The organism is Candidatus Sphingomonas phytovorans (assembly GCA_029202385.1).
Taxonomy (GTDB): Bacteria; Pseudomonadota; Alphaproteobacteria; order Sphingomonadales; family Sphingomonadaceae; genus Sphingomonas; species Sphingomonas phytovorans.
This window is the reverse complement of the sequence record CP119314.1, coordinates 1,480,640-1,501,637: the sequence shown is the minus strand read 5'-3', so window position 1 is coordinate 1,501,637 and position 20,998 is coordinate 1,480,640. Positions and strand designations below refer to the sequence as shown.

Here is a 20,998-nt window from a genome sequence, read left to right as displayed (position 1 = left end):
ACGAGAGCGCCCGCTTCGTCCTTATTGGAGACGATGATGAGCGAACGCGAGTCCATGCCTTATGACGTCGTGATCGTTGGTGCCGGGCCTGCTGGCCTGTCCGCCGCGATCCGGCTGAAGCAGTTGGCGGCCGAAAAGGGTGGTGAAATTTCAGTCTGCGTGCTCGAAAAGGGCTCGGAGGTCGGGGCGCATGTCCTGTCCGGCGCGGTGGTCGATCCAAAGGGGCTCGACGAACTGATTCCGGACTGGCGCGACAAAGGCTGTCCGCTGGCTGAGGTGCCGGTCACCGACAACCAGCACTGGATTTTGACGAAGACGAAGAAATTCGGCCTGCCGCACCTCTTCACCCCGCCCTTCATGCACAACAAGGGCACCTATACGGGATCGCTGGGCAATCTCTGCCGCTGGCTCGCTGGCCAGGCCGAGGAACTGGGCGTCGAGATATTCCCGGGCTTCGCCGCGGCCGAGATACTGTTCAACGACGACGGGTCGGTGAAGGGCGTCGCGACCGGCGACATGGGCGTGGCGCGGGACGGCACCCACAAGCCCGATTACACGCCGGGCCTCGAGCTCCATGCGAAATACACGTTCCTCGGCGAAGGGGTGCGCGGGCATCTCACCAAGGAGCTGATCCGCACCTTCGACCTGGCGAAGGACGCGCAGCCGCAGGTCTACGGCCTCGGCATCAAGGAATTGTGGGACATCAAGCCGGAACATCATGTTCCCGGCCGCGTGATCCACACTCAGGGCTGGCCGCTGTCCGACGGGGCGAGCGGTGGCGGCTTCTTCTATCACCAGGCGAACGGGCAGGTCGCGATCGGGTTCGTCACCTGGCTCAACTACACCAACCCCTATCTTTCGCCGTTCCAGGAGATGCAGCGCTGGAAGACCCATCCGGCGATCGCGGCCATGCTGGAGGGCGGCAAGCGAGTCTCCTATGGCGCGCGCGCGATCAGCGATGGCGGGCTGCAATCGGTGCCGAAGCTGGTCTTTCCGGGCGGCGCGCTGATCGGGGATTCGGCCGGTTTCCTCAACGTGCCTCGGATCAAGGGCAGCCATACCGCGGTGAAGAGCGGGATCATGGCCGCCGAGGCTGCCTATGATGCGGTCCAGGCAGGCCGCGCCGGCGATGAACTGAGCGCCTATCCGGAAGCGTTCGAGCAGAGCTGGGTGAAGAAGGAACTGTCGGTCGTCCGCAACGTCGTGCCGCTGGTGAAGACCTTCGGGGATTTCATCGGGTCGGGTTTGGCCGGCATCACCATGTGGCTGGAGAATTTCGGCATCCGCATGCCGTTCACGCTGAAGCATCACCCGGACAATGAGAGCCTGTGGCGCAAGGACCAGGCCCGGAAGATCGACTATCCCAAGCCGGACGGCGTGCTGACCTTCGACCGGCTTTCCTCCGTGTTCCTGTCGAACACCAATCATGAGGAGGACCAGCCGGTCCATCTGACGCTCAAGGACCCGACCATCCCGGTGGCCTACGACCTGCCGATGTATGACGAGCCGGCGCAGCGTTATTGCCCGGCGGGTGTTTACGAGATCGTGGGCGAGGAAACGGGCGATCCGAAGTTCGTGATCAACGCGCAGAACTGCGTCCATTGCAAGACGTGCGACATCAAGGACCCGACCCAGAACATCAACTGGGTGGTGCCGGAAGGCGGCGGAGGGCCGAATTATCCGAACATGTGATCGCCTGGGACTGGTATTGCTGGCGCTGACCGTCGCGACGCCCGCCTGGGCGGATCGCGGGGCTGACGACCTCGCAGCCTATGCGCGTGCCCGCGCGGCCGATGGTGACGGCCGCGCCGAGCAGGCGGCGGCCGACTATGCCACGGCGCTCGCCGGAGCGCCGGGAAATCTCATGATCGCGCGGCGGGCCTATCGCGAGGCGATGGAGGCCGGGGACGATCTGCTTGCCGATCGCGCGATCGTGACGCTCGATGCCGCGCGCGCAGCACCGCCAGATGCGATCCTGTTCAGCTATGCACGGGCGGTTCGCGCCGGAGACAAGAAGGGGGCGGCCGCGATCCTGACCCGGATCGGCACGGGGCCGTTCGACTTCGTTGCCGGCCTGCTGGGGGCATGGGCTGTCTATGACGCGGGCGGCGATCCGATCGCAAAGCTTGGCGAGAGCAAGTCCAGCCCGGTTGCGCGCCGCTATATGGCGGAGAATCGCGCGCTCCTGCTGATCGCGACGGGCAAGGTCGATGAAGGCGCGATCGCGCTTCAGGCGCTGCTCGGCGCTGATCAGGCGAGCCTCGATCTGCGGATCAATGCCGCGGAACTGCTGGCTGCCAAGGGTAGGGCGGATATTTCCAGGGCGCTGCTGAGCGGGAGCGACAGCGCGGTCGTCGCGCTACGTCGCACCATCGGCCGGGGCGTGCCTCCCTCGAGTGCGTTTGGCGCGTCCCGCTTGTTTGCCCGCCTTGCCGCCGATCTTTCCGAGGGCGATCCGACGCCGATCGTCACCGCGCTGATGCGGGCCTCGCTGCGTCTCGACCCCGACAATGATAGAGTGCGGATCCTGCTGGCCCGGGCTCTGGTGCGAGGCGGGGCGAGCGAAAGGGCGCTTGCACTGCTCGACCAGGTCAAACCGTCAAGTCCGTTCCATGAAAGCGCGTTGGAAGCGCGCGTCTCGGTGCTCAGTAATGCAGGTGAAGACGCGGGGGCTCTCGCCGCCGCGACGGCACTGTCCAATCGCAAGGACGCCACCAGCGCCGATGCGGTCCGGATCGGGGATCTGCTCACCTCGGCCGGCCGCTTCGAGGATGCGGCGCGCGCCTATTCGCTCGCCATCAGGCGTGCGGGCGATACGCCGTCCTGGACCCTTTTTCTTCAGCTCGGCGGCACGCTCGATCAGGCGGGTCGCTGGCCCGAGGCGCGCAAGGCGTTGGAACGGGCAGTCGAAATGGCGCCGGAGGAACCGGTCGCGCTCAACTATCTGGGCTATGCCCGACTGGAACATGGGGAGGATCCCGCCATCTCGATCACGCTGCTGGAGAAGGCAAATGCGCTCCAGCCCGGCGACGCGTCGATCATCGATTCGCTCGCCTGGGCCTATTTCCAGCACGGCGATACGCGCAGGGCGGTCCCCATGCTTGAGCTCGCCGCGCGGGGCCAGCCTGCCAACGCCACTATCAACGAACATCTGGGTGACGCCTATTGGTCGCTCGGGCGCCGATATGAGGCGCGCTATGCCTGGCAGGCGGCCGCCATCGCCGCGGATGCCAAGGATGGGCCACGCATTGCGGCGAAGATCGCCGACGGGGTTCGCGTTCAGCCGTGATCGTCGAGCAAGCCCCGGCCAAGATCAATCTGGCGCTGCACGTCCGGTCGCGGCGCGACGACGGCTATCATGAGATCGAGACGCTGTTCGCGTTCGTTCAGGATGGCGACGAATTGCGGCTCGCCGACGGGCCGCCATCACTGGTGATCGAAGGGCCGTTCGCGGGCCTGCTGACGGGTGAGGGCGACAATCTCGTCACGCGCGCGGCCAGCGCCTATGCCGCCGAATTCGCCAAACCGGCGGGTGCCTTCACGTTGGTGAAGCGCTTGCCGGTTGCGTCGGGCATCGGGGGCGGATCGGCTGATGCCGCGGCCGCCTTGCGCGCCCTCGCGCGGCGAGACGACGTGTCGCTCGACGATCCGCGCTTGTTTGCCATCGCCGACTCGCTCGGCTCCGACGTTCCGGCATGTCTGCTTGGCCGCAGTGCGCTTGGGCGGGGCAGGGGGGAGCAACTCGAGCCGGTCGATGGCCTCACCGGCATGCCGGTCCTTCTCGTCAACCCGGGGGTTGCCGTCTCGACCGGACCGGTGTTCGCTGCCTGGGACGGGCGGGACCGCGGCCCGATCGGCGATGGCGCGCTGCTTGGCCGGGCGTTGCTCGGCCGCAACGATCTCGAAGCGCCGGCCCGGAGCATCGCCCCGGCAATCGGCGACGCGCTCGCCCTGTTGCTCGATGGCGCCGGGACGCGGCTGGTCCGGATGTCCGGTTCAGGTGCTACCTGCTTCGCGCTATATGATCGGCCCGAAGACCGGACTGCCGCCGCCAACGCCGTCCGCGCTGCGCGTCCCGGCTGGTGGTGTCTCGAATCGGTACTCGCGTGACGGTTTCTTGCCCCGAAATGACACGCCTTTTCCCAAGCCCGCGCTACGCGCCATGGCAAACCGTTATTGGCACTGCTCTTGCTGGGTACGGATCGAACGGGTCCGCCGTCCCAGACGCCGCGCCCGCTGATGATCCCCGGCCCCCCCGGGCGTCATCCCCCCATGGCGGCGGCGGACGTGAGTCCGCCGCCGTTTTGCGTGGAAGTGCGTGGTGAGCGCGCCCGTCATCCTGCCCGGCGCGCCCGGCGGTATCATGCTGATCTGCGATCACGCCTCGAACGCAGTGCCGGACGGGGTCGATCTCGGCATTCCAGCCGCGTTGCTGCACAAGCACATCGCGATCGATATCGGCGCGGCACCGCTGACCGGAGTTCTGGCGACCCGGCTTGAGGCGCCGGCGATCCTCGCGACGGTGTCGCGCCTGGTGATCGACCTCCACCGCCAGCCCGACCACGCGTCGCTTATCCCGGTGGTAAGCGATGGCCATGCAATCCCCGGCAATGTCGTCGCCGAGCGGGCCGATCGTGTCGCCCGATTCCACGCACCCTATCATCGCGCGCTGGCCAGGCTGATCCAGGCGGCCAGCCCGACATTGCTTGCCTCGATCCACAGCTTCACGCCCGAACTGGAGAGTGGCGCGGCGAGCGCCCGGCCCTGGCATGCCGGCATCTTGTACAATCGCGATCGCCGTGCGGCTGACATCGCCGTCGCGATGTTGCGGGCGTCGGGGATCGAGACCGGAGACAATGAACCCTATTCGGGCCGGGTGCTCAACGCGACGCTCAACCGTCACGGTGAGGCCAATGGCATCCCGAGTCTCGCGATCGAAATCCGCAACGATCTGATCAGCGACGAGGCTGGCGTTGCGCGCTGGGCCGACATTCTCGGGCCTATTCTGATAAAAATCAGCAATAGTCTTGCGCAAAAGGCCCCTCTGGCGACATAGGCGCCGCATGACTCATCAGTTCGACAAATCGAAGCTCCCCAGCCGCCATGTGTCGGTCGGTCCCGAGCGTGCCCCGCACCGCAGCTATTATTATGCGATGGGGATCGCCGAGGAGGATATTGCCAAGCCGTTCGTCGCGCTCGCCAGCGCGGGCAACGACAGTGCACCGTGCAACACGACCCTCGACGCGCAGGCGGATGCCGCGCGCGCAGGCGTGATCCAGGGCGGCGGCATGCCGCGACGCTTCAACACCATCACCGTCACCGACGGTATCGCGATGGGCCATCAGGGGATGAAGTCCTCGCTGGTCAGCCGCGAGGTGATCGCCGATTCGGTCGAGCTTAGCGTGCGCGGTCATTGCTACGACGCGCTGGTCGGCTTCGCTGGTTGCGACAAGTCGCTGCCTGGCATGATGATGGCGATGCTCCGCCTCAACGTGCCGAGCATCTTCGTCTATGGCGGATCGATTCTTCCTGGCCGCTATCATGATCGTGACGTCACCGTTGTCGATGTGTTCGAGGCGGTCGGCCAGCATGCCGCCGGCAATTGTCCGATCAAGGACCTGACCGAACTCGAGAAGGTTGCATGCCCGGGGCACGGGGCATGCGGCGGCCAGTATACCGCCAACACCATGGCGTGCGTCGGCGAGGCCATCGGCCTGTCGCTGCCCAATTCGAACATGGTGCCGGCGCCCTATACCACGCGCGAGCAGATCGCGGTCGCGGCCGGCGCCCAGGTAATGGAACTGATCGCCGCCAATATCCGTCCGCGCGACATCTGCACTCGGGAAGCGTTCATCAACGCGGCCCGAATCGTCGCGGCGACCGGGGGGTCGACCAACGGCGCATTGCACCTGCCGGCGATGGCGAACGAAGCTGGTATCGATTTCGACCTGTTTGACGTGGCGGAGATATTTAAATCAACACCTTACATTGCCGATCTGAAACCGGGTGGTAAGTATGTCGCCAAGGATATGTACGAGGCCGGTGGCGTCTACATGTTGATGAAGACGATGCTCGCCAATGGTCTGCTATATGGTGATTGCCTGACCGTGACCGGCAAGACGCTTGGCGAGAATATCGATCGGGTGACGTGGAATCCCGACCAGAAGGTGATCTATGACGTGAAGGCACCGATCACGCCGACTGGCGGCGTTGTCGGCCTGCGCGGTACCCTGGCGCCCAATGGCGCGATCGTGAAGGTGGCTGGCATGCACCGGCTGCAATTCACCGGACCGGCACGCGTGTTCGATTGCGAGGAGGACACCTTTGCCGCGGTCGAGGCGCGCGAGATCAACGAAGGCGAGGTGATCGTCATCCGTTACGAAGGGCCCAAGGGCGGTCCCGGCATGCGCGAGATGTTGTCCACCACCGCGGCGCTCTACGGGCTTGGCCTGGGCGAGAAGGTAGCGCTGATCACTGACGGGCGCTTTTCGGGTGCCACGCGCGGCTTCTGTATCGGGCATGTCGGGCCGGAGGCGGCTGACGGCGGTCCGATCGCGCTGGTCGAGAATGGCGATATCATCCGCATCGATGCTGAAACCGGCACGATCGATCTGGATGTAGCAGAGGATGTTCTTGCCGCGCGCCGCGCCAATTGGGTGCCACGCGCGCATGACTATCAATCCGGCGCGCTGTGGCGCTATGCGGCCACGGTCGGCCCTGCTTATAAGGGCGCGGTCACGCACCCTGGAGCCAGTGCCGAAACTCATGTCTACGCGGATATCTAGCGCACTGGTGCTTGCCCTGGCCCTCGCCGCCTGCGGCGAGGCGAAGACCGATCACAGCACGCTTGCCAATGCCGAGGCGGCGCAGAACGCGCGGGCCGAGGAATCGGGCAATATCGTCTGCGCGAGGGCGGGATCGAATGATTTTGCGCGAGTGTGCACCGTCGATCGCGAGCAGCGCGACGAGGGTCTGGTGCTGACCCTTCGCTATCCTGACGGCGCCTTCCACCGCTTGCTGGTGACCAAGGACGGTCGCGGCGTGATCGCCGCTGACGGCGCGGAAAAGGCGGTCGTCACGGTATTGGACAAGGAAAGCATCGAGGTGGCGTTGGGCGGCGACCGGTACCGGTTGCCGGCCACCGTGCGTGGGTCGCCGAAGCCGGCGTCATGACGTCACTTTCCGGTAAACCGCTGCTGACGGCAGCGGAAATGCGCGCGGCCGAGGGTGAAGCGATCGCGAGGGGCGCAACGGTCGAAAGCCTGATGCACCGGGCCGGTCTCGAAGTTGCCGGGATGGTCCGGCGGCTGGCTTCCGGCAATGAAGTGCTGGTCCTGTGCGGACCTGGCAACAATGGCGGGGACGGTTATGTCGCTGCGACGGCATTGCTTGCGGCCGGACTCCCGGTGCGTGTGGCTGCCTGTGCCGAACCCCGCGCCGAATCGGCGAGGCACGCCCGCGCCGGTTGGGGCGCCCCGGTCGAGGCGCTTGCCGAAACGGCGCCTGCACCGGTTCTGGTCGACGCCCTGTTCGGGACTGGCCTGTCCCGGCCGCTGGAGGAATCGATCGCGGGCGATCTCGCGCGCCTGCGGGAAAAGGCAAGGCTGGCGATCGCGATTGATCTGCCAAGCGGTGTCGCCACCGATGATGGTGGCGTGCTGAACGATGTTCCCGTGTTCGATCTCACGCTGGCGCTTGGAGCGGCCAAGCCTTCGCACCTGCTCTACCCGGCGGCTGGGCGTTGCGGTGCCGTCAGGGTCCTCGATATCGGGGTTCCGACATCGAGCGACGCGGTCGTGCTGGGAGAACCACGCCTCCCGACGCCGGGACCGGACTCCCACAAATATACGCGCGGCATGGTCGTGGTCATTGCCGGTGAGATGTCCGGCGCTGCCGAACTTGCCGCGCTGTCGGCAATGCGGGCTGGTGCCGGTTATGTCCTTTTGCTCGGAGAGGGATTGGCGGGCCAACCCCATGCCATCGTCCGCAGGCCTTTCGCGGGGGAAGCCTTGAGCGATGCGCGCATCGGCGCGGTGGTGATCGGCGTCGGCCTGGGCCGCGGAGCGGTCGCCGGAACCCGGCTTGATCAGGCACTGGCCTCCTCGCATCCGTTGGTGATCGACGGCGATGCGCTTCATCTGCTCGACGAGCAGCGGCTTTCGCGGGTTTGCGGCCATGGGGCGCCAGTCGTGCTGACACCCCATGCTGGTGAGTTCGACGCGCTGTTCGGCAAGGGCGGCGGCAGCAAGATCGAACGCGCAAGGGCTGCGGCGAGGAAATCGGGCGCGACGGTGGTGTTCAAGGGAGCTGACACCGTCATCGCGGCGCCCGACGGAATGGTTCGGGTTGCGCAGGGCACGAGCGGCTGGCTTTCCACCGCCGGCACGGGCGATGTGCTGGCCGGCGCGATCGGCGCAATGTTGGCTGGCAATCACGGATCGGCGATCGATGCCGCCGCGGCTGGAGTCTGGCTTCACGGCGCGGCTGCCGACAGGCTCGGTGGCAGTTTCATCGCCGACGATCTGGCCCGGGCACTTACCGCCGTCAGAGGTTTACTATGAGCGACACGATCGTGCGCGTCGCTGCACGGGGCGACGGCATCACCGCCAATGGCCGCCACGCCGCGCTGGCGGCACCCGGCGACATGCTGACCGAGGAAGGCGCCGTGATCCCCGGTCCGCATCATCAGGCGCCGCCATGCCGCCACTTTCCGACCTGTGGCGGCTGTCAGCTCCAGCATCTCGATGATGAGAGCTATGCGCGCTTCATCAGCGACCGGATCGCTGGCGCGCTCGAAGCGCAGGGGCTCGCCACCGACATTCGTCCGCCAGCTTTATCGCCACCCCGAACGCGTCGCCGCGCCGCGTTGCAGGCCGAGGCCAAGGGCGGGCGTATCCGCATCGGCTTCAGCGAAGGATCGAGTCATGCGCTGGTCGATCTCCAGGAATGCTGGATTCTTACCCCGGCGCTCTTCGGCCTGGTGGCGCCGTTGCGGGTATTGCTGGCGCGCTTCCTCAAGGCCAATCGGCGCGCCCGCCTCCATCTGACTGAAGCCGATCAGGGTATCGACCTGCTGATCGAGGGGATCGAGGCCGAAGGGCTGGCGGCGGCCGAAGCGATCACCGCCTTTTGCCAGCGCCATGGCGTCGCGCGCCTCTCCATCGACAACGGCCTGGGTCCGGAGACGCGGTGGGAGCCGGAGCCTGTCAGCATCACGCTCGCCGGAATCCCGGTGCCGATGCCGCACAATTCCTTTCTCCAGGCAACGCGCGAGGGAGAGGCGGCGCTCGTCGCGGCGGTGCGCGAGGCCGTCGGGCAGGCGGGGACGATCGCCGATCTCTTCTCCGGCCTGGGGACGTTCGCGCTGGCACTGCCTGGGCGAGTCTATGCGGGGGAAGCGGCGCGTGACGCCATCCTGTCGCTCAAGGCGGCTGGCGCGCGGGCCGGACGCACGCTTTTCGCCGATCACCGTGACCTGTTCCGCAGGCCGTTGACGACGGCTGAATGCGACCGGTTCGACGCGATCGTGCTTGATCCGCCGCGGGCGGGGGCTCGCGAGCAGGTGTTGCAACTGGCAGCGGCCAGGACACCGATCATTGCCTATGTTTCGTGCAATCCCGGTACGTTCGCGCGAGATGCCGAGATATTATGCAAGGGCGGCTACACGCTTGAGTGGATCCAGCCGGTGGGTCAGTTCCGCTGGTCAACCCATGTGGAACTGGCCGCGCGGTTCGTGCGCTGATGCCCCGGATGCGTGTTGCTAGGGATAGTCGGCGCGCAGGAAATATAGGCCGTCCGGCGGCGCGTTGAGCCCCAGCTTCGACCGGTCTCGCGCTTCAAGCGCGGCCTGGAGATCGTCGGGCGACCATTTCCCTTGTCCGACCAGCGCCAGGCAGCCGACCATCGAGCGCACCTGATGGTGGAGGAAGGAACGCGCGGAGGCGAATACGCTGATCCGGTCGTCGGCCGCGAGAACATCGAGCCGGTCGAGCGTGCGCAAGGGGCTGTCCGCCTGGCAATGGGCCGACCGGAAAGTGGTGAAGTCATGCCGGCCGACCAGCCGGGCGGCGCCCTGCGCCATTGCCTCTGCGTCGAGCGCCGTTGGCACCCGCCACGCGAGCCCGGTTTCGATGGTAAGCGGCGCGCGCCGGGTGACGATCCGGTATTCATAATGTCGCGCCATGCAGGAGAAGCGGGCGTGCCAGGCGTCGGAGACGCTCTCGCAGGCCAGGATCGCTACCGGTGCTGGGCGCAGCTTGGCGTTGAGCGCCTCCATCAGGCGAAAGGGAGTGATTGACCGTGCGATGTCGAGATGAGCGCGCATGCCGGTTGCATGGACCCCGGCATCGGTGCGTCCGGCGGCATGGACCGCGACCGTCTCGCCGGTGATTTCGCGTGCTGCGGTCTCGATGGCCTGCTGGACGCTCGGCCCATGCGACTGACGCTGCCAGCCCATGAACGGGCGGCCGTCATATTCTACCGTCAGCGCGAACCGCGTCATGTCAGCCGCGTTCCCGCCGGGATGGCGAACCCCCTCAGCAGCTCGGATGCCGTCATGACGCCACGTCCGGCGCGTTGCACGGTCAGCGGCAGCAATGCAGCATCGGCGCAGGCAATGGCGAGTCGATCGTCGATGACCTGGCCGGGTGAAACCTCGGACGAGAGAGTGGACAGGGGCGCTACCGAAGCGGTCAGGATACGGACCCGCTCGCCGGCATGCTCGAAATAGGCGCCCGGCACCGGGTTGAACGCACGAATCTGCCGCTCGACATCGACGGCACTCCTGGAGAAATCGATCCGCGCCTCCGCCTTGTCGATCTTCGGAGCATAGGTGATGCCGTCCTCGGGCTGCGCCACTGGCGGATAGCCGACCATGTCAGCGAGCACCTCGACCATCAGCCGCGCACCCATGGCGCTGAGCTCATCGGTCAGCGCGCCGGCGGTCTTGCCGTCGATGGGTGTCCGGCCCTCGAGCCGGACCGGACCGGTATCGAGGCCTGTCTCCATCTGCATGATGCCAACGCCCGTCTCGGCATCGCCGGCAAGGATCGCGCGCTGGATCGGCGCGGCGCCCCGCCAGCGCGGCAGCAGCGAGGCATGGACGTTGAGGCATCCCATCCGGGGTGCCTCAAGCACCGGGCGCGGCAGGATGAGGCCGTACGCCGCCACCACAGCCACATCGGCTCCGAAGGCCGCGAATTCGGCCTGTGCCTCGCTGTCGCGCAGCGACACCGGCGTACGGGCTGCTATGCCCAGTGCCTCGGCACGGGCCTGGACTGGAGAGGGAGTGAGGGACTTGCCGCGACCGGCACGGCGCGGCGGCTGGCTGTATGCCGCCACGACGTCGTGGCCGGCGTCCGCCAGCGCCTGAAGCACCGGCACCGAGAATTCGGGCGTTCCCATGAAGATGATCCGCATGGGCACGCTCTGGCCGCTTGGCAGAGGGCCACGCAACCCCCTATCTGTTCCACCATGGCATCTCCCGAGATCGAAGCCCTCACTCAAGCGCTGGCCCGGCTGCCCGGTCTCGGTCCGCGCTCGGCCAGGCGCGCGGTGCTTCACCTGCTCAAGAAGCGGGAAACGGCGCTTGGGCCATTATTGTCTGCGCTCACCGCGGTTGAGGATCGACTCTCAACCTGTTCGATTTGCGGCAATATCGATACGATCGATCCCTGTGGTATCTGCGCCGATCCGCGTCGCGATTCGCGCTCGCTCTGCGTGGTGGAGGAAGTCGCCGATCTCTGGGCGCTCGATCGCTCACGGCTGTTCCCCGGCCGTTTCCATGTCCTGGGCGGGCGGCTCTCGGCGCTGGAGGGCGTGCGCCCCGAGGACCTGAGCATCGATTCGCTGATTCGCCGGATCGAGGCGGGGGGAATCGATGAGGTCGTGCTGGCGATGAACGCAACGCTCGAGGGCCAGACCACCGCGCACTACATTGCGGAGCGGATTGAGCGCTTCCCGGTGCGCGTGACACAGCTAGCCCATGGCCTGCCCGTGGGAGGCGAGCTCGACTATCTCGACGAGGGGACGCTTGCCCAGGCGCTCAGGGCAAGACGGCCGGTCGCATAGCCAGTCGCTTGACGGCGGGCCCGCGCTTTCCTAGCTCGCCTGCATGTCCGTATTAGAAATCCTCGAAGTTCCGCATCCCGGCCTTCGCGCCGTCGCCAGGCCTGTCGCGCAGATCGACGATTCAGTTCGCGCGATCGTCGCCGACATGTTCGACACCATGTATGACGCGCGGGGCATCGGCCTTGCCGCCACGCAGGTCGGCATCGAGCAGCGAATCGTCGTGATCGACCTGCAGGAGCCCGAGAGCGACGAGGAAGGCGCGAAGCCGGTCCGCAATCCTCTGGTCTATATCAACCCGGAGCTGGTCTCGGTGAGCGAGGAAGTCTCGGTCTATAACGAGGGCTGCCTGTCGATCCCGGAGCAATATGCCGAGGTCGAGCGTCCGTCGGGGTGCCGGATCAAATGGCTGGACGCCGATGGCGTCGCGCATGAGGATGATTTCGACGGGTTGCTCGCGACCTGCATCCAGCACGAGATCGATCACCTGAACGGCGTTCTGTTCATCGACCACATCTCGCGCCTCAAGCGCGACATGGTGCTCAAAAAGCTGGCCAAGGCGCGCAAGGCCGCCTGAGTGGCCTTGCCCTTTCCCCGGAGGGGAGAGGGCTCAGGGTCAGAACAGGCCTTCGATCTCGCCACCGGCGCCGAAGCGGATCGATTCGGCCGCCGGCACCCTCGGCAGGCCGGGCATGGTCATGATCTCGCCGCAGATCGCCACCACGAAACCGGCTCCCGCCGCCAGCCGTACCTCGCGCACCGGCACGACATGGCCGGTCGGCGCGCCGAGCTTCGCCGGATCGGTCGAGAAGCTGTACTGAGTCTTGGCCATGCACACCGGCAGATGGCCGAACCCGGCATCCTCCCAGCGCTTGAGCTGCGCCCTGACGCCCGGATCGGCGATCGCCTCCTCGGCACGATAGATCCGGGTGGCGACGGTGTTGATCTTCTCGAACAGCGAGAGATCGTCGTCATAGAGCGGCGCGAATTGCGGGGTGGCGTGATCGCACAGATCGGCGACCCTGGCTGCCAGCGCCTCGGCGCCCGCGCCACCGTCCGCCCAGTGGGTGCACAGGATCGCTTCCGATCCGTGGTTCGCCGCGATGTCGCGGATCACCTCAAGCTCTGCCTCGGTATCGGTGCCGAACAGATTGATGGCAACGACCGCGGGCACGCCGAACTGGCGCACATTCTCGATATGGCGGGCAAGGTTGACGCCACCGCGCCGCACCGCCTCGGCATCAGGCGTGGCGAGGTCGGCCCTGGCAACCCCGCCATTCATCTTCAGCGCCCGCACCGTCGCCACGATCACCGCGGCGTCGGGCTTCAGCCCCGATTGCCGGCATTTGATGTCGAAGAACTTCTCCGCACCCAGGTCCGCGCCGAAGCCTGCTTCGGTCACGACATAGTCGCCAAGCCCGAGTGCGGCGCGCGTCGCGATCACCGAGTTGCAGCCATGGGCGATGTTGGCGAACGGCCCGCCATGGACAAAGGCCGGATTGCCCTCGAGCGTCTGCACCAGGTTCGGCTTGATCGCCTGGGCGAGCAGCACCGCCATGGCGCCATCCGCCTTCAGGTCGCGCGCGGTTACCGGGCGCTTGTCTCGGGTATAGGCGACGACGATCGCACCGAGCCTTTCTTCCAGATCCTCCAGCCCGCTCGCCAGGCACAATATCGCCATCACTTCGGACGCGACGGTGATGTCGAAGCCGGATTCGCGCGGGAAGCCATTGGCCGGCCCGCCAAGCGACTGTGCGATGTCCCGCAGCGCCCGGTCGTTCATGTCGAGCACGCGACGCCATACGACCCGCCGAACGTCGATATCGAGCGCGTTGCCCCAATGGATATGGTTGTCGATCATCGCCGCGAGCAGATTGTGCGCGCTGGTGATCGCGTGGAAATCGCCGGTGAAATGGAGGTTGATATCCTCCATCGGCCCGACCTGGGCATAGCCGCCGCCCGCCGCGCCGCCCTTGGTGCCGAAACAGGGGCCGAGCGAGGGCTCGCGCAGGCACAGCATCGTCTTGCGGCCGATGCGGTTGAGCCCGTCGGCCAGCCCCACCGAGGTGGTTGACTTGCCTTCGCCGGCTGGGGTGGGGCTGATCGCGGTGACGAGGATCAGCTTGCCGGTCTTGCCGGTCGCGGGGAGGCGGGAGAGGTCGATCTTTGCTTTGAAATGCCCATAGGGCTCGACCGCCTCGGGCGGAATGGAGAGCCCGGCGGCGATCTCGGCAATGGGTTTCAGGGTGGCGGCGCGGGAGATTGCGATATCGGTCAGCATGGCGCGCAGTCGTAACGAACGCCCGGCCAGCCGCAAGCCGCATTGCCAAAATGGCAATGGAGAGTACAAGTTCGCGCAATGTTCCAACGAGGTAAAGCATGACCGGCCTGACGATTTCCCTGGCGATGATCGCCGTTCTGCTCGTCGGACTGGCGGTGGGCTGGTGGCTGGCCGGGCGCGGCGTCGCCGAGGTCAGGACCGAACGCGACGCACGGACCGAGGAATTCAAGCGGGCGATCGTCGACCTCGCCGGCGCCGAGGAGCGTGCGCGCGTCGCGGCGCAGCTTCGCGACGAGCTCGACGCGATCCGGGAGGAGCGCGACGGCTTTCGCACCGAGAATGCGACGCTTCGCGCCCATGCCGAGGCGTTCGAGGCCAGGCTCGAGGAATTCAAGAACTCTCGCGAGGCGATGACCGGTCATTTCAACGAGACCGCCAGCAAGCTGCTCAACGACGCGCAGAAGCAGTTCCTCGAACGCGCCGAGGCCCGTTTCAAGCAATCCGAAGAGACGGCCGGGCAGAATCTGAAATCCATGCTCCAGCCGGTCAGCGACCGCCTCCTGAAATATGAGGAGACCGTGAGCAAGGTCGAGAGCGAGCGCCAGGGGGCTTTCGACCAGCTCAAGGGCCAGCTGGAGGGGCTTCGCGTCGGCCAGGAGAAGGTCAGCAGCGAAGCGGCGAAGCTGGTCAATTCGCTCCGTAACGCGCCCAAGTCGCGCGGACGCTGGGGTGAGCAGCAGCTTAAAAATGTTTTGGAAACCTGTGGTTTGTCGGAACATACTGATTTCCAGACCGAGGTCAGCGTGTCTGGCGGGGACGAAGGCGGGCGACTCCGCCCCGACGCGATCGTTCGCGTGCCTGGCGGTCGTGCGCTCGTCATCGACGCCAAGGTCTCGCTCAATGCCTATCAGGATGCGTTCGGCGCGGTCGACGAGGCGGAGCGGCTGGTCGGGCTTGCCGCCCATGCCGTTTCGATGCGCGCTCATGTCAACGGTCTCGGCAACAAGGCCTATTGGAGCCAGTTCGCCGATGCGCCCGACTATGTGATCATGTTCGTGCCGGGCGAGCATTTCCTGTCAGCCGCGCTCGAGCATGATCCCACGCTTTGGGACTTCGCCTTCGAGAAACGGGTGCTGCTGGCCACGCCGACCAATTTGATCGCCATCGCGCGCACCGTCTCGGCGGTCTGGCGGCAGGAACGGCTGGCCAAGGAAGCGCGCCAGATCGGCGAACTCGGCAAGGAACTCTACGACCGGCTCGCCAAGGCGGCGGGCGATCTGCGCAAGGTGGGTGGCGGATTGACGTCGGCGGTCAACAACTACAACACCTTCGTCAGCAGCTTCGAAAGCCGCACTTTGGTAACGGCGCGCAAGCTGCGCGATCTCAACATCGAGCCCGGCGCGCGCGAGATCGAGGGCGTGGAGCCGGTCGAAGCGCTGGCCCGTTACGGCGATACGCCGATCCTGATCGACGGTTCGGTCAGCGAGGCCGCGGAATAGACAGCGTTCGCGCGATCAACGATCGAGCATTTCCCTGACCTTGTTGCCGAGCGCGACGACCGTGAAGGGTTTCGTGATCACCTCCATGCCGGCGCCGAGCAGACCGTTTCCGACGGCTGCATTCTCCGCATAGCCAGTGATGAAGAGCACTTTCAGGCCAGGACGGGTAACGCGTGCTGCGTCGGCGACCTGGCGGCCGTTCAGTCCACCGGGCAGGCCGACATCGGTGACCAGCAGATCGATCCGTGCCGCCGACTGAACCAGCCTGAGCCCGGAAGGGCCGTCGGCTGCCTCCATCACGATATAGCCGGCATCCCGCAGGATCTCGACGGCGAGGGCCCTGACGAGGGGCTCGTCGTCGATCACCAGCACGGTCTCGCCATGTCCGGGATCGGCAAGATGGGGTTCGTCGTCCTCGCCCGGATTCATTTCGCCCGCGTAGCGCGGGAAATAGAGGCACATCGTCGTGCCCTTGCCCGGTTCCGAATAGATCCGCACCTGCCCGCCGGACTGCCGGACGAAACCATGGATCATCGACAGGCCGAGCCCGGTTCCCTGGCCGATCGGCTTGGTGGTGAAGAACGGATCGAACGCCTTGGCGACGACGTCGGGCCCCATGCCGGATCCGGTATCGGTCACGCACAGCGAGAGATATTGGCCGGGGGGCAGTTCCCGTTCGCGCGCGGCGCGGTCATCAAGCCATTTGTTGGCCGTTTCGATGGTGATCCGGCCGCCGCCGGTCATGGCGTCGCGCGCGTTGATCGCCAGGTTGAGCAGGGCGTTTTCGAGCTGTGATGTGTCGACCCGGGTCAACCACAGCCCGCCGGCGCCGACGACCTCGACCTCGATCTCCGGGCCGACGGTGCGGCGGATAAGGTCTTCCATGCCGGCGATCAGCCGGTTGACGTCAGTCGGTTTCGGATCGAGCGTCTGGCGGCGGGAAAAGGCGAGCAGCCGCTGCGTCAGCGATGCCGCGCGTCGGGTCGCGTCCTGCGCGCCGCCGATATAGCGATCGAGGCCCGTCGTCCTGCCCTGGCCGATGCGCAGTTCCAGCAGTTCGAGATTTCCGCCAATACCGGCCAGCAGGTTGTTGAAATCATGGGCGATACCGCCGGTGAGCTGGCCCACGGCCTCCATCTTCTGCGATTGACGCAGCGCCTCCTGCGCCTGCTCAAGCTCCCGTTCGCGCGACTTGTCCTCGGTCAGGTCGCGCCCGACCGCGATGAAATGGATGCCGTCGGGCTCGGGCGAGACCGTCCAGCCGATCGGTTTCCAGTCACCATGCGCCGACAGGATCCGGTTTTCGAACCGTGTGGGCTGGCCGGTGCGGTTCATCTCTTCCAGCGCGGCCGCCACGGCGGGGACATTGTCGGGATGGATGATATCGGCATAGGGATTGGTCAACAGGTCGCGCTCGCGCCACCCCAGCACCTTTGTCCAGGCGGGGTTCACCGCCACCATCCTGCCCTGATAGTCGGCCCGCGCCAGCATGTCCTCGGACAGCGTCCATAGCCGGTCGCGCTCGGCCTCGGCCGCCTTTTCCACGCTGATGTCGCGCCCGCTGCAATAGACCATGCCCTCTTCGGGAATGCCGACCCAGGATATCCAGCGATAGCTGCCATCCTTGCAGCGATAGCGGTTGGGGAAGCGGATCGCCGGCTCGCCCTGCTGAGTCAGCGTGAAGCCGTTGCGGGTGCGTTCGACATCGTCGGGATGGAGCAGATCGAAGATCGACATGCTGGCGACCTCCTGCTCGCTCCAGCCGAGCAGGGTCTTCCAGGCCGGATTCGACGTCTCGAAATAGCCGAGGGGATTGAGCGCGCCGAGCAAGTCCGGGCTGAGATGCCAGGTCTTGCCGCGCGCCTGGGTGCGTTCGATCACCTGGCGTTCCAGGTCGGCGTTGAGCGCGCGCAGCGCGGCTTCGCTGCGGACCTGATCAGTGACGTCATGGCCCTCGGCGAAGATGCCGGTGATCGCCCCGTCATTCTCCACGATGGGTTGATAGACCAGGTTCAGGAACCGCTTCTCCAGCGGGCTGCCGGGCTCTCGCTGGAGGTCGACCGGCATGCTCTGCCCGACAAAGGGCTGGCCGGTGCGATAGACCTGGTCGAGCAGATCGAAAAAACCCTGGCCGTCGACCTCGGGAAGCGCGTCGCGAACCGGCATGCCGTTCACGTCGCGATGCCCGATCAATTGGAGATAGGCCTCGTTCATGAATTCGAAGACGTGGTCGGGGCCGTGCAACACGCACATGAAGCCCGGTGCCCGCTGGAACAGGGCGCGGAGGCGGTCCCGTTCGCCGGTGCGGGCCTCGACTTCGGATTCGAGGCGGGCGTTGACCTCACGCAACACTTCGGCCGCGGCCTCCCGGAGTCCGGCTGCCTCGGCAAGCGCAGCCACGCGCCGCCGCTCGCTTTCATAGGCTTCGGCACTGGCGAGACCGGACGATATCTGGCCGGCGAGCAGATCGAGATAGCCAAGATAATCGGGATCGGCCCGCCGATGGGGGTTGAGACCGACCACGACCGCACCGACCGGTGCCTCCCCGCCACGGCGCTGGAGTGGCAGGATCACGGCATGATCAGGCGTCTTTTGCCAGGCGCCGCATGGAAAGGCCCCCATATCGGCCAAGGGGACCTGGTTGAGTCCGCCTGCCAAAGGCCAGGGCGCGGGATCGTCCAGCGAGATCGATTCGAGGGCTGCCGGGTGTGGCCCGTCGAAGCCGGTTCGCTCGACAAGCCGCGCCACGCTGTCCTCGAACAGATAGACGAGGGTGAAGGGAAGATCGTGCGGATTGCTCTCAAGACAGGTGCGCGTGGCCGCCGTGACGGCGGAGATGGTGTCCGCCGCGGTCAGGTCGGAGGCGAGCACCCTGAGGGTATCCAGCCGGCGCGCCGTGATGATTCGATCGGTTTCCTCGACGACCGCGCACAACAGCCCGCCCACCGCCCCGTTGTCGTCGAAGATCGGGCTGTAGGAGAAGGTGTGATAGGTTTCTTCGCTGTAGCCGTTGCGTTCGAGCAGGAGCAGCAGCGCTTCGCTCCATGTCGCTTCGCCGGTCTCGTAGACCGTCCGGACCAGCGGCTCGACATCGAGCCAGATCTCCGCCCAGAGTTCGGCTGTCGGCGTCGCCAGCGCGTCGGGATGTTTTTGTCCAAGCGTCGGCCGATACGCATCGTTGTAGAGGAAGGCGACGTCCGTCCCCCATCCGATCCACATGTCGAACTTGCTGGTCAGCAGGATGCGGACCGCGACGCGCAACGCTTCTGGCCAGTATTCCACCGGACCGAGCGTCGTTCGCGACCAGTCCTTGGCGCGCATCAGCGACGCCATTTCGCCGTTGCCGATGAACAGGTCCGGATCTTGTTTCACTGCAGAATCCGTCACGGGCGGCGACGTGGAGCTACGGAATGGCCTCGAAAAAATGGAATTCCGCTACGTCGATCGATCATCTGGCCCCCTCCCGGCGCTAAGCAGGGAGTAACGACGTTGGGTCGGCCCGGGTTCCGCGACATCGTCGGAGCCCGGGCCCATGCACCGTTCAGCGCGGGGCCGGTCCCGAACGAACCAGTACCAGGGTCCGCAATCCGGACGCGCTCAGCACCAGCTTGCCGTCACGGTTCGTGCTCGCGCTCAGGCGCTCGCCGAGCAGGCGCATGATCGCCTGTTCCTGCGCCATGGCCGGACCCATGCAAGCCATCTTGGTCGACATCAGCGGGCCGGCTGTCAGATAGCCTCGCTCGAAGCGGAACGAGCCGCCGAAGCTGTTGCAGCCGCTGTTCCCGCTGATCCGGTCGCCGGCGAATGCGATCGTCGCCGGCCGCGGCCCGCGTACCGGACGACCCTCGATCGACTGGATTTCCCATTTGCCCTCGATCACCGCCGCCCGGGGCGGCGAGACGATCGGCTCGCCACCGCAACCGCGCACCGTCCGGCGGCCGACCGTCACCGTCACGCTGTCGGGATAGTCGCGATTGCTCATGCCGTCGCTGCAGCGAGACCGGGTAATGTCGATCGTGATCCTCGGCGTAACATAGCGCAGGCCGTTGAAGCTTGGCCGGGGAACCGGCGCCTGTGCAGTGACGCGGGTACGCCCATAGTCGCCGACATAGCGGATCAGACCCTTGTCGATCGTCAGCGCCCAGCCGGGTTCGGTGCCGACTGCCTTGTACGATGTGTCACTCGTCTGGGCGACAGCAGCGCCAGAGACCAGCAGGGCAGGGACGAAAAGGACGTGCGCGAACTTCATATCGGGTCTCCTCGGATCGCCGGATAGACAAGCCCGGCTGAACCGGTCGTTACGCAACCGTTCAGCGGGGCGAAGGTTTCGCCTGCGCGAGCACTTCATAGGCCATCACCGCGGTGGCGACTGCGGCGTTCAGGCTGTCCGCCTTGCCGAGCATCGGGATCTTCACCAGCAGGTCGCATTCGACGGCGTACTCCGCCGGCATGCCCTGTGCCTCGTTGCCGGTCAGCAGGAAGGTCGGGGAGGTGTAGGCTGCGGCACGATAGTCGTGATCGGTGTCGAGGCTCAGCCCGACCAGTTGCCCGGGACCCGCGCGGAGCCAGGAAAGGAACTCGGTCCAGCCGGCCTGGACGATCGGCACGGTGAACAGCGCGCCCATGCTCGCGCGCACCGCCTCGACCGAGAAGGGATCGACGCACTCGCCGATCAGGATCAGGCCGCCGGCGCCGACCGCGTCGCCGGTACGCAGGATCGTGCCGAGATTGCCCGGATCACGCAGCCGTTCGGCAACCAGCCAGATCGCGGCGCTGCTCCGGTCAAGCGTTTCCAGCGAGGTCGCGAATTCGGCGAAAACCCCGACCACGGCTTGCGGATTGTCCTTGCCGGAGAGTTTGGAAAGAATGTCGGGTACCGTCTCGATCGCTTCGCCGCCGGCTGCCTCGACATCCGCGATCAGGGCGCGGACCAGCGGGTGGCCCGCGCTGTCGCGGGCGAAGAACAGATATTGGGGCAGGCGCCCGCTCTCGCGAGCCTCGGTCAGGATGCGCAGGCCCTCGGCGAGGAACAGGCCTTCCTCGCGCCGGTGCCTCTTCTCGCGCAGCGCACGGACGCGCTTGATGAGCGGGTTGGAATAGGCGGTGATCTCGCGGGGCATCTTGTCTACCCCCCTCCCGCTTGCGGGAGGGG

Annotated in this window: 17 protein-coding genes; 11 read left to right on the top strand and 6 right to left on the bottom strand. The window is 66.2% G+C overall.

The annotated features are described in order from the left end of the window. The first annotated feature begins 36 nt into the window (after window positions 1-36). The 8 genes from P0Y59_06830 to P0Y59_06795 all read left to right on the top strand — a co-directional run bounded on the left by P0Y59_06830 (window position 37) and on the right by P0Y59_06795 (window position 9,742). On the top strand, window positions 37-1,692 hold the full coding sequence (locus tag P0Y59_06830) for an electron transfer flavoprotein-ubiquinone oxidoreductase (protein WEK01390.1): 1,656 nt from the start codon (window positions 37-39) through the stop codon (window positions 1,690-1,692). A 16-nt stretch (window positions 1,693-1,708) separates the two neighbouring features. Next, window positions 1,709-3,289 (top strand): tetratricopeptide repeat protein, encoded by a 1,581-nt coding sequence (locus P0Y59_06825; GenBank protein WEK01389.1) that lies wholly within the window; start codon window positions 1,709-1,711, stop codon window positions 3,287-3,289. Beyond that, window positions 3,286-4,110 carry a 4-(cytidine 5'-diphospho)-2-C-methyl-D-erythritol kinase gene (locus tag P0Y59_06820; GenBank protein ID WEK01388.1) on the top strand — a complete coding sequence of 275 codons (825 nt, stop codon included), beginning with the start codon at window positions 3,286-3,288 and terminating at the stop codon, window positions 4,108-4,110. Before P0Y59_06825 ends, P0Y59_06820 begins: the two co-directional genes overlap by 4 nt. A 253-nt stretch (window positions 4,111-4,363) precedes the next feature. Further along, on the top strand, window positions 4,364-5,056 hold the full coding sequence (locus P0Y59_06815) for an N-formylglutamate amidohydrolase (GenBank protein ID WEK02518.1): 693 nt from the start codon (window positions 4,364-4,366) through the stop codon (window positions 5,054-5,056). A 7-nt stretch (window positions 5,057-5,063) separates the two neighbouring features. Continuing rightward, entirely contained in the window at window positions 5,064-6,785 is a 1,722-nt protein-coding gene (gene ilvD / locus P0Y59_06810) for a dihydroxy-acid dehydratase (GenBank protein ID WEK01387.1), read from the top strand. A gap of 7 nt (window positions 6,786-6,792) precedes the next feature. Next, complete coding sequence (locus tag P0Y59_06805) at window positions 6,793-7,173, top strand: hypothetical protein (GenBank protein ID WEK01386.1); 381 nt, start codon at window positions 6,793-6,795, stop codon at window positions 7,171-7,173. Then, window positions 7,170-8,561, top strand: coding sequence for an NAD(P)H-hydrate dehydratase (locus tag P0Y59_06800; GenBank protein ID WEK01385.1), 1,392 nt, complete (start codon window positions 7,170-7,172; stop codon window positions 8,559-8,561). The genes P0Y59_06805 and P0Y59_06800 overlap by 4 nt, the downstream gene beginning before the upstream one ends. Next, complete coding sequence (locus P0Y59_06795) at window positions 8,558-9,742, top strand: class I SAM-dependent RNA methyltransferase (protein WEK01384.1); 1,185 nt, start codon at window positions 8,558-8,560, stop codon at window positions 9,740-9,742. Before P0Y59_06800 ends, P0Y59_06795 begins: the two co-directional genes overlap by 4 nt. 18 nt (window positions 9,743-9,760) lie before the next feature. Here P0Y59_06795 and truA read toward each other — a convergent pair whose 3' ends face one another. Both truA and fmt read right to left on the bottom strand, forming a co-directional pair. Continuing rightward, a complete protein-coding gene (gene truA, locus P0Y59_06790; GenBank protein ID WEK01383.1) occupies window positions 9,761-10,501 on the bottom strand; it encodes a tRNA pseudouridine(38-40) synthase TruA in 741 nt (246 codons plus the stop codon). Next, on the bottom strand, window positions 10,498-11,418 hold the full coding sequence (gene fmt, locus P0Y59_06785) for a methionyl-tRNA formyltransferase (protein WEK01382.1): 921 nt from the start codon (window positions 11,416-11,418) through the stop codon (window positions 10,498-10,500). The genes truA and fmt overlap by 4 nt, the downstream gene beginning before the upstream one ends. Window positions 11,419-11,472: 54 nt before the next feature. On the opposite strand from fmt, the gene recR reads away from it, so the two are divergent. Both recR and def read left to right on the top strand, forming a co-directional pair. Further along, a complete protein-coding gene (gene recR, locus P0Y59_06780) occupies window positions 11,473-12,069 on the top strand; it encodes a recombination mediator RecR (protein ID WEK01381.1) in 597 nt (198 codons plus the stop codon). Window positions 12,070-12,112: 43 nt separating this feature from the next. Continuing rightward, complete coding sequence (def, locus tag P0Y59_06775) at window positions 12,113-12,643, top strand: peptide deformylase (protein WEK01380.1); 531 nt, start codon at window positions 12,113-12,115, stop codon at window positions 12,641-12,643. A gap of 39 nt (window positions 12,644-12,682) precedes the next feature. Here def and P0Y59_06770 read toward each other — a convergent pair whose 3' ends face one another. Further along, window positions 12,683-14,347 (bottom strand): formate--tetrahydrofolate ligase, encoded by a 1,665-nt coding sequence (locus P0Y59_06770; protein WEK01379.1) that lies wholly within the window; start codon window positions 14,345-14,347, stop codon window positions 12,683-12,685. Window positions 14,348-14,445: 98 nt separating this feature from the next. Here P0Y59_06770 and rmuC point away from each other — a divergent pair, with 98 nt between their 5' ends. Next, entirely contained in the window at window positions 14,446-15,846 is a 1,401-nt protein-coding gene (rmuC, locus tag P0Y59_06765; protein ID WEK01378.1) for a DNA recombination protein RmuC, read from the top strand. Window positions 15,847-15,861: 15 nt separating this feature from the next. Here rmuC and P0Y59_06760 read toward each other — a convergent pair whose 3' ends face one another. The 3 genes from P0Y59_06760 to P0Y59_06750 all read right to left on the bottom strand — a co-directional run bounded on the left by P0Y59_06760 (window position 15,862) and on the right by P0Y59_06750 (window position 20,966). After that, the gene (locus P0Y59_06760) at window positions 15,862-19,218 is read right to left on the bottom strand and encodes a PAS domain-containing protein (protein WEK01377.1); all 3,357 of its coding nucleotides are present in this window, start codon (window positions 19,216-19,218) and stop codon (window positions 15,862-15,864) included. 169 nt (window positions 19,219-19,387) lie between these two features. Next, a complete protein-coding gene (locus P0Y59_06755; protein WEK01376.1) occupies window positions 19,388-20,095 on the bottom strand; it encodes an META domain-containing protein in 708 nt (235 codons plus the stop codon). A 61-nt stretch (window positions 20,096-20,156) separates the two neighbouring features. Then, complete coding sequence (locus P0Y59_06750; protein ID WEK01375.1) at window positions 20,157-20,966, bottom strand: RNA methyltransferase; 810 nt, start codon at window positions 20,964-20,966, stop codon at window positions 20,157-20,159. Between the last annotated feature and the right edge of the window lie 32 nt (window positions 20,967-20,998).

Excerpts from the sequence above, each read along its gene's own strand:
- P0Y59_06755 (WEK01376.1), bottom strand. The coding sequence starts at position 20,095 with ATGAAGTTCGCGCACGTCCTTTTCGTCCCTGCCCTGCTGGTCTCTGGC.
- P0Y59_06770 (WEK01379.1), bottom strand. The coding sequence starts at position 14,347 with ATGCTGACCGATATCGCAATCTCCCGCGCCGCCACCCTGAAACCCATT.
- rmuC (WEK01378.1), top strand. The coding sequence starts at position 14,446 with ATGACCGGCCTGACGATTTCCCTGGCGATGATCGCCGTTCTGCTCGTC.
- truA (WEK01383.1), bottom strand. The coding sequence starts at position 10,501 with ATGACGCGGTTCGCGCTGACGGTAGAATATGACGGCCGCCCGTTCATG.
- fmt (WEK01382.1), bottom strand. The coding sequence starts at position 11,418 with ATGCGGATCATCTTCATGGGAACGCCCGAATTCTCGGTGCCGGTGCTT.
- recR (WEK01381.1), top strand. The coding sequence starts at position 11,473 with ATGGCATCTCCCGAGATCGAAGCCCTCACTCAAGCGCTGGCCCGGCTG.
- P0Y59_06830 (WEK01390.1), top strand. The coding sequence starts at position 37 with ATGAGCGAACGCGAGTCCATGCCTTATGACGTCGTGATCGTTGGTGCC.
- P0Y59_06815 (WEK02518.1), top strand. The coding sequence starts at position 4,364 with ATGCTGATCTGCGATCACGCCTCGAACGCAGTGCCGGACGGGGTCGAT.
- ilvD (WEK01387.1), top strand. The coding sequence starts at position 5,064 with ATGACTCATCAGTTCGACAAATCGAAGCTCCCCAGCCGCCATGTGTCG.
- P0Y59_06800 (WEK01385.1), top strand. The coding sequence starts at position 7,170 with ATGACGTCACTTTCCGGTAAACCGCTGCTGACGGCAGCGGAAATGCGC.
- def (WEK01380.1), top strand. The coding sequence starts at position 12,113 with ATGTCCGTATTAGAAATCCTCGAAGTTCCGCATCCCGGCCTTCGCGCC.
- P0Y59_06795 (WEK01384.1), top strand. The coding sequence starts at position 8,558 with ATGAGCGACACGATCGTGCGCGTCGCTGCACGGGGCGACGGCATCACC.
- P0Y59_06750 (WEK01375.1), bottom strand. The coding sequence starts at position 20,966 with ATGCCCCGCGAGATCACCGCCTATTCCAACCCGCTCATCAAGCGCGTC.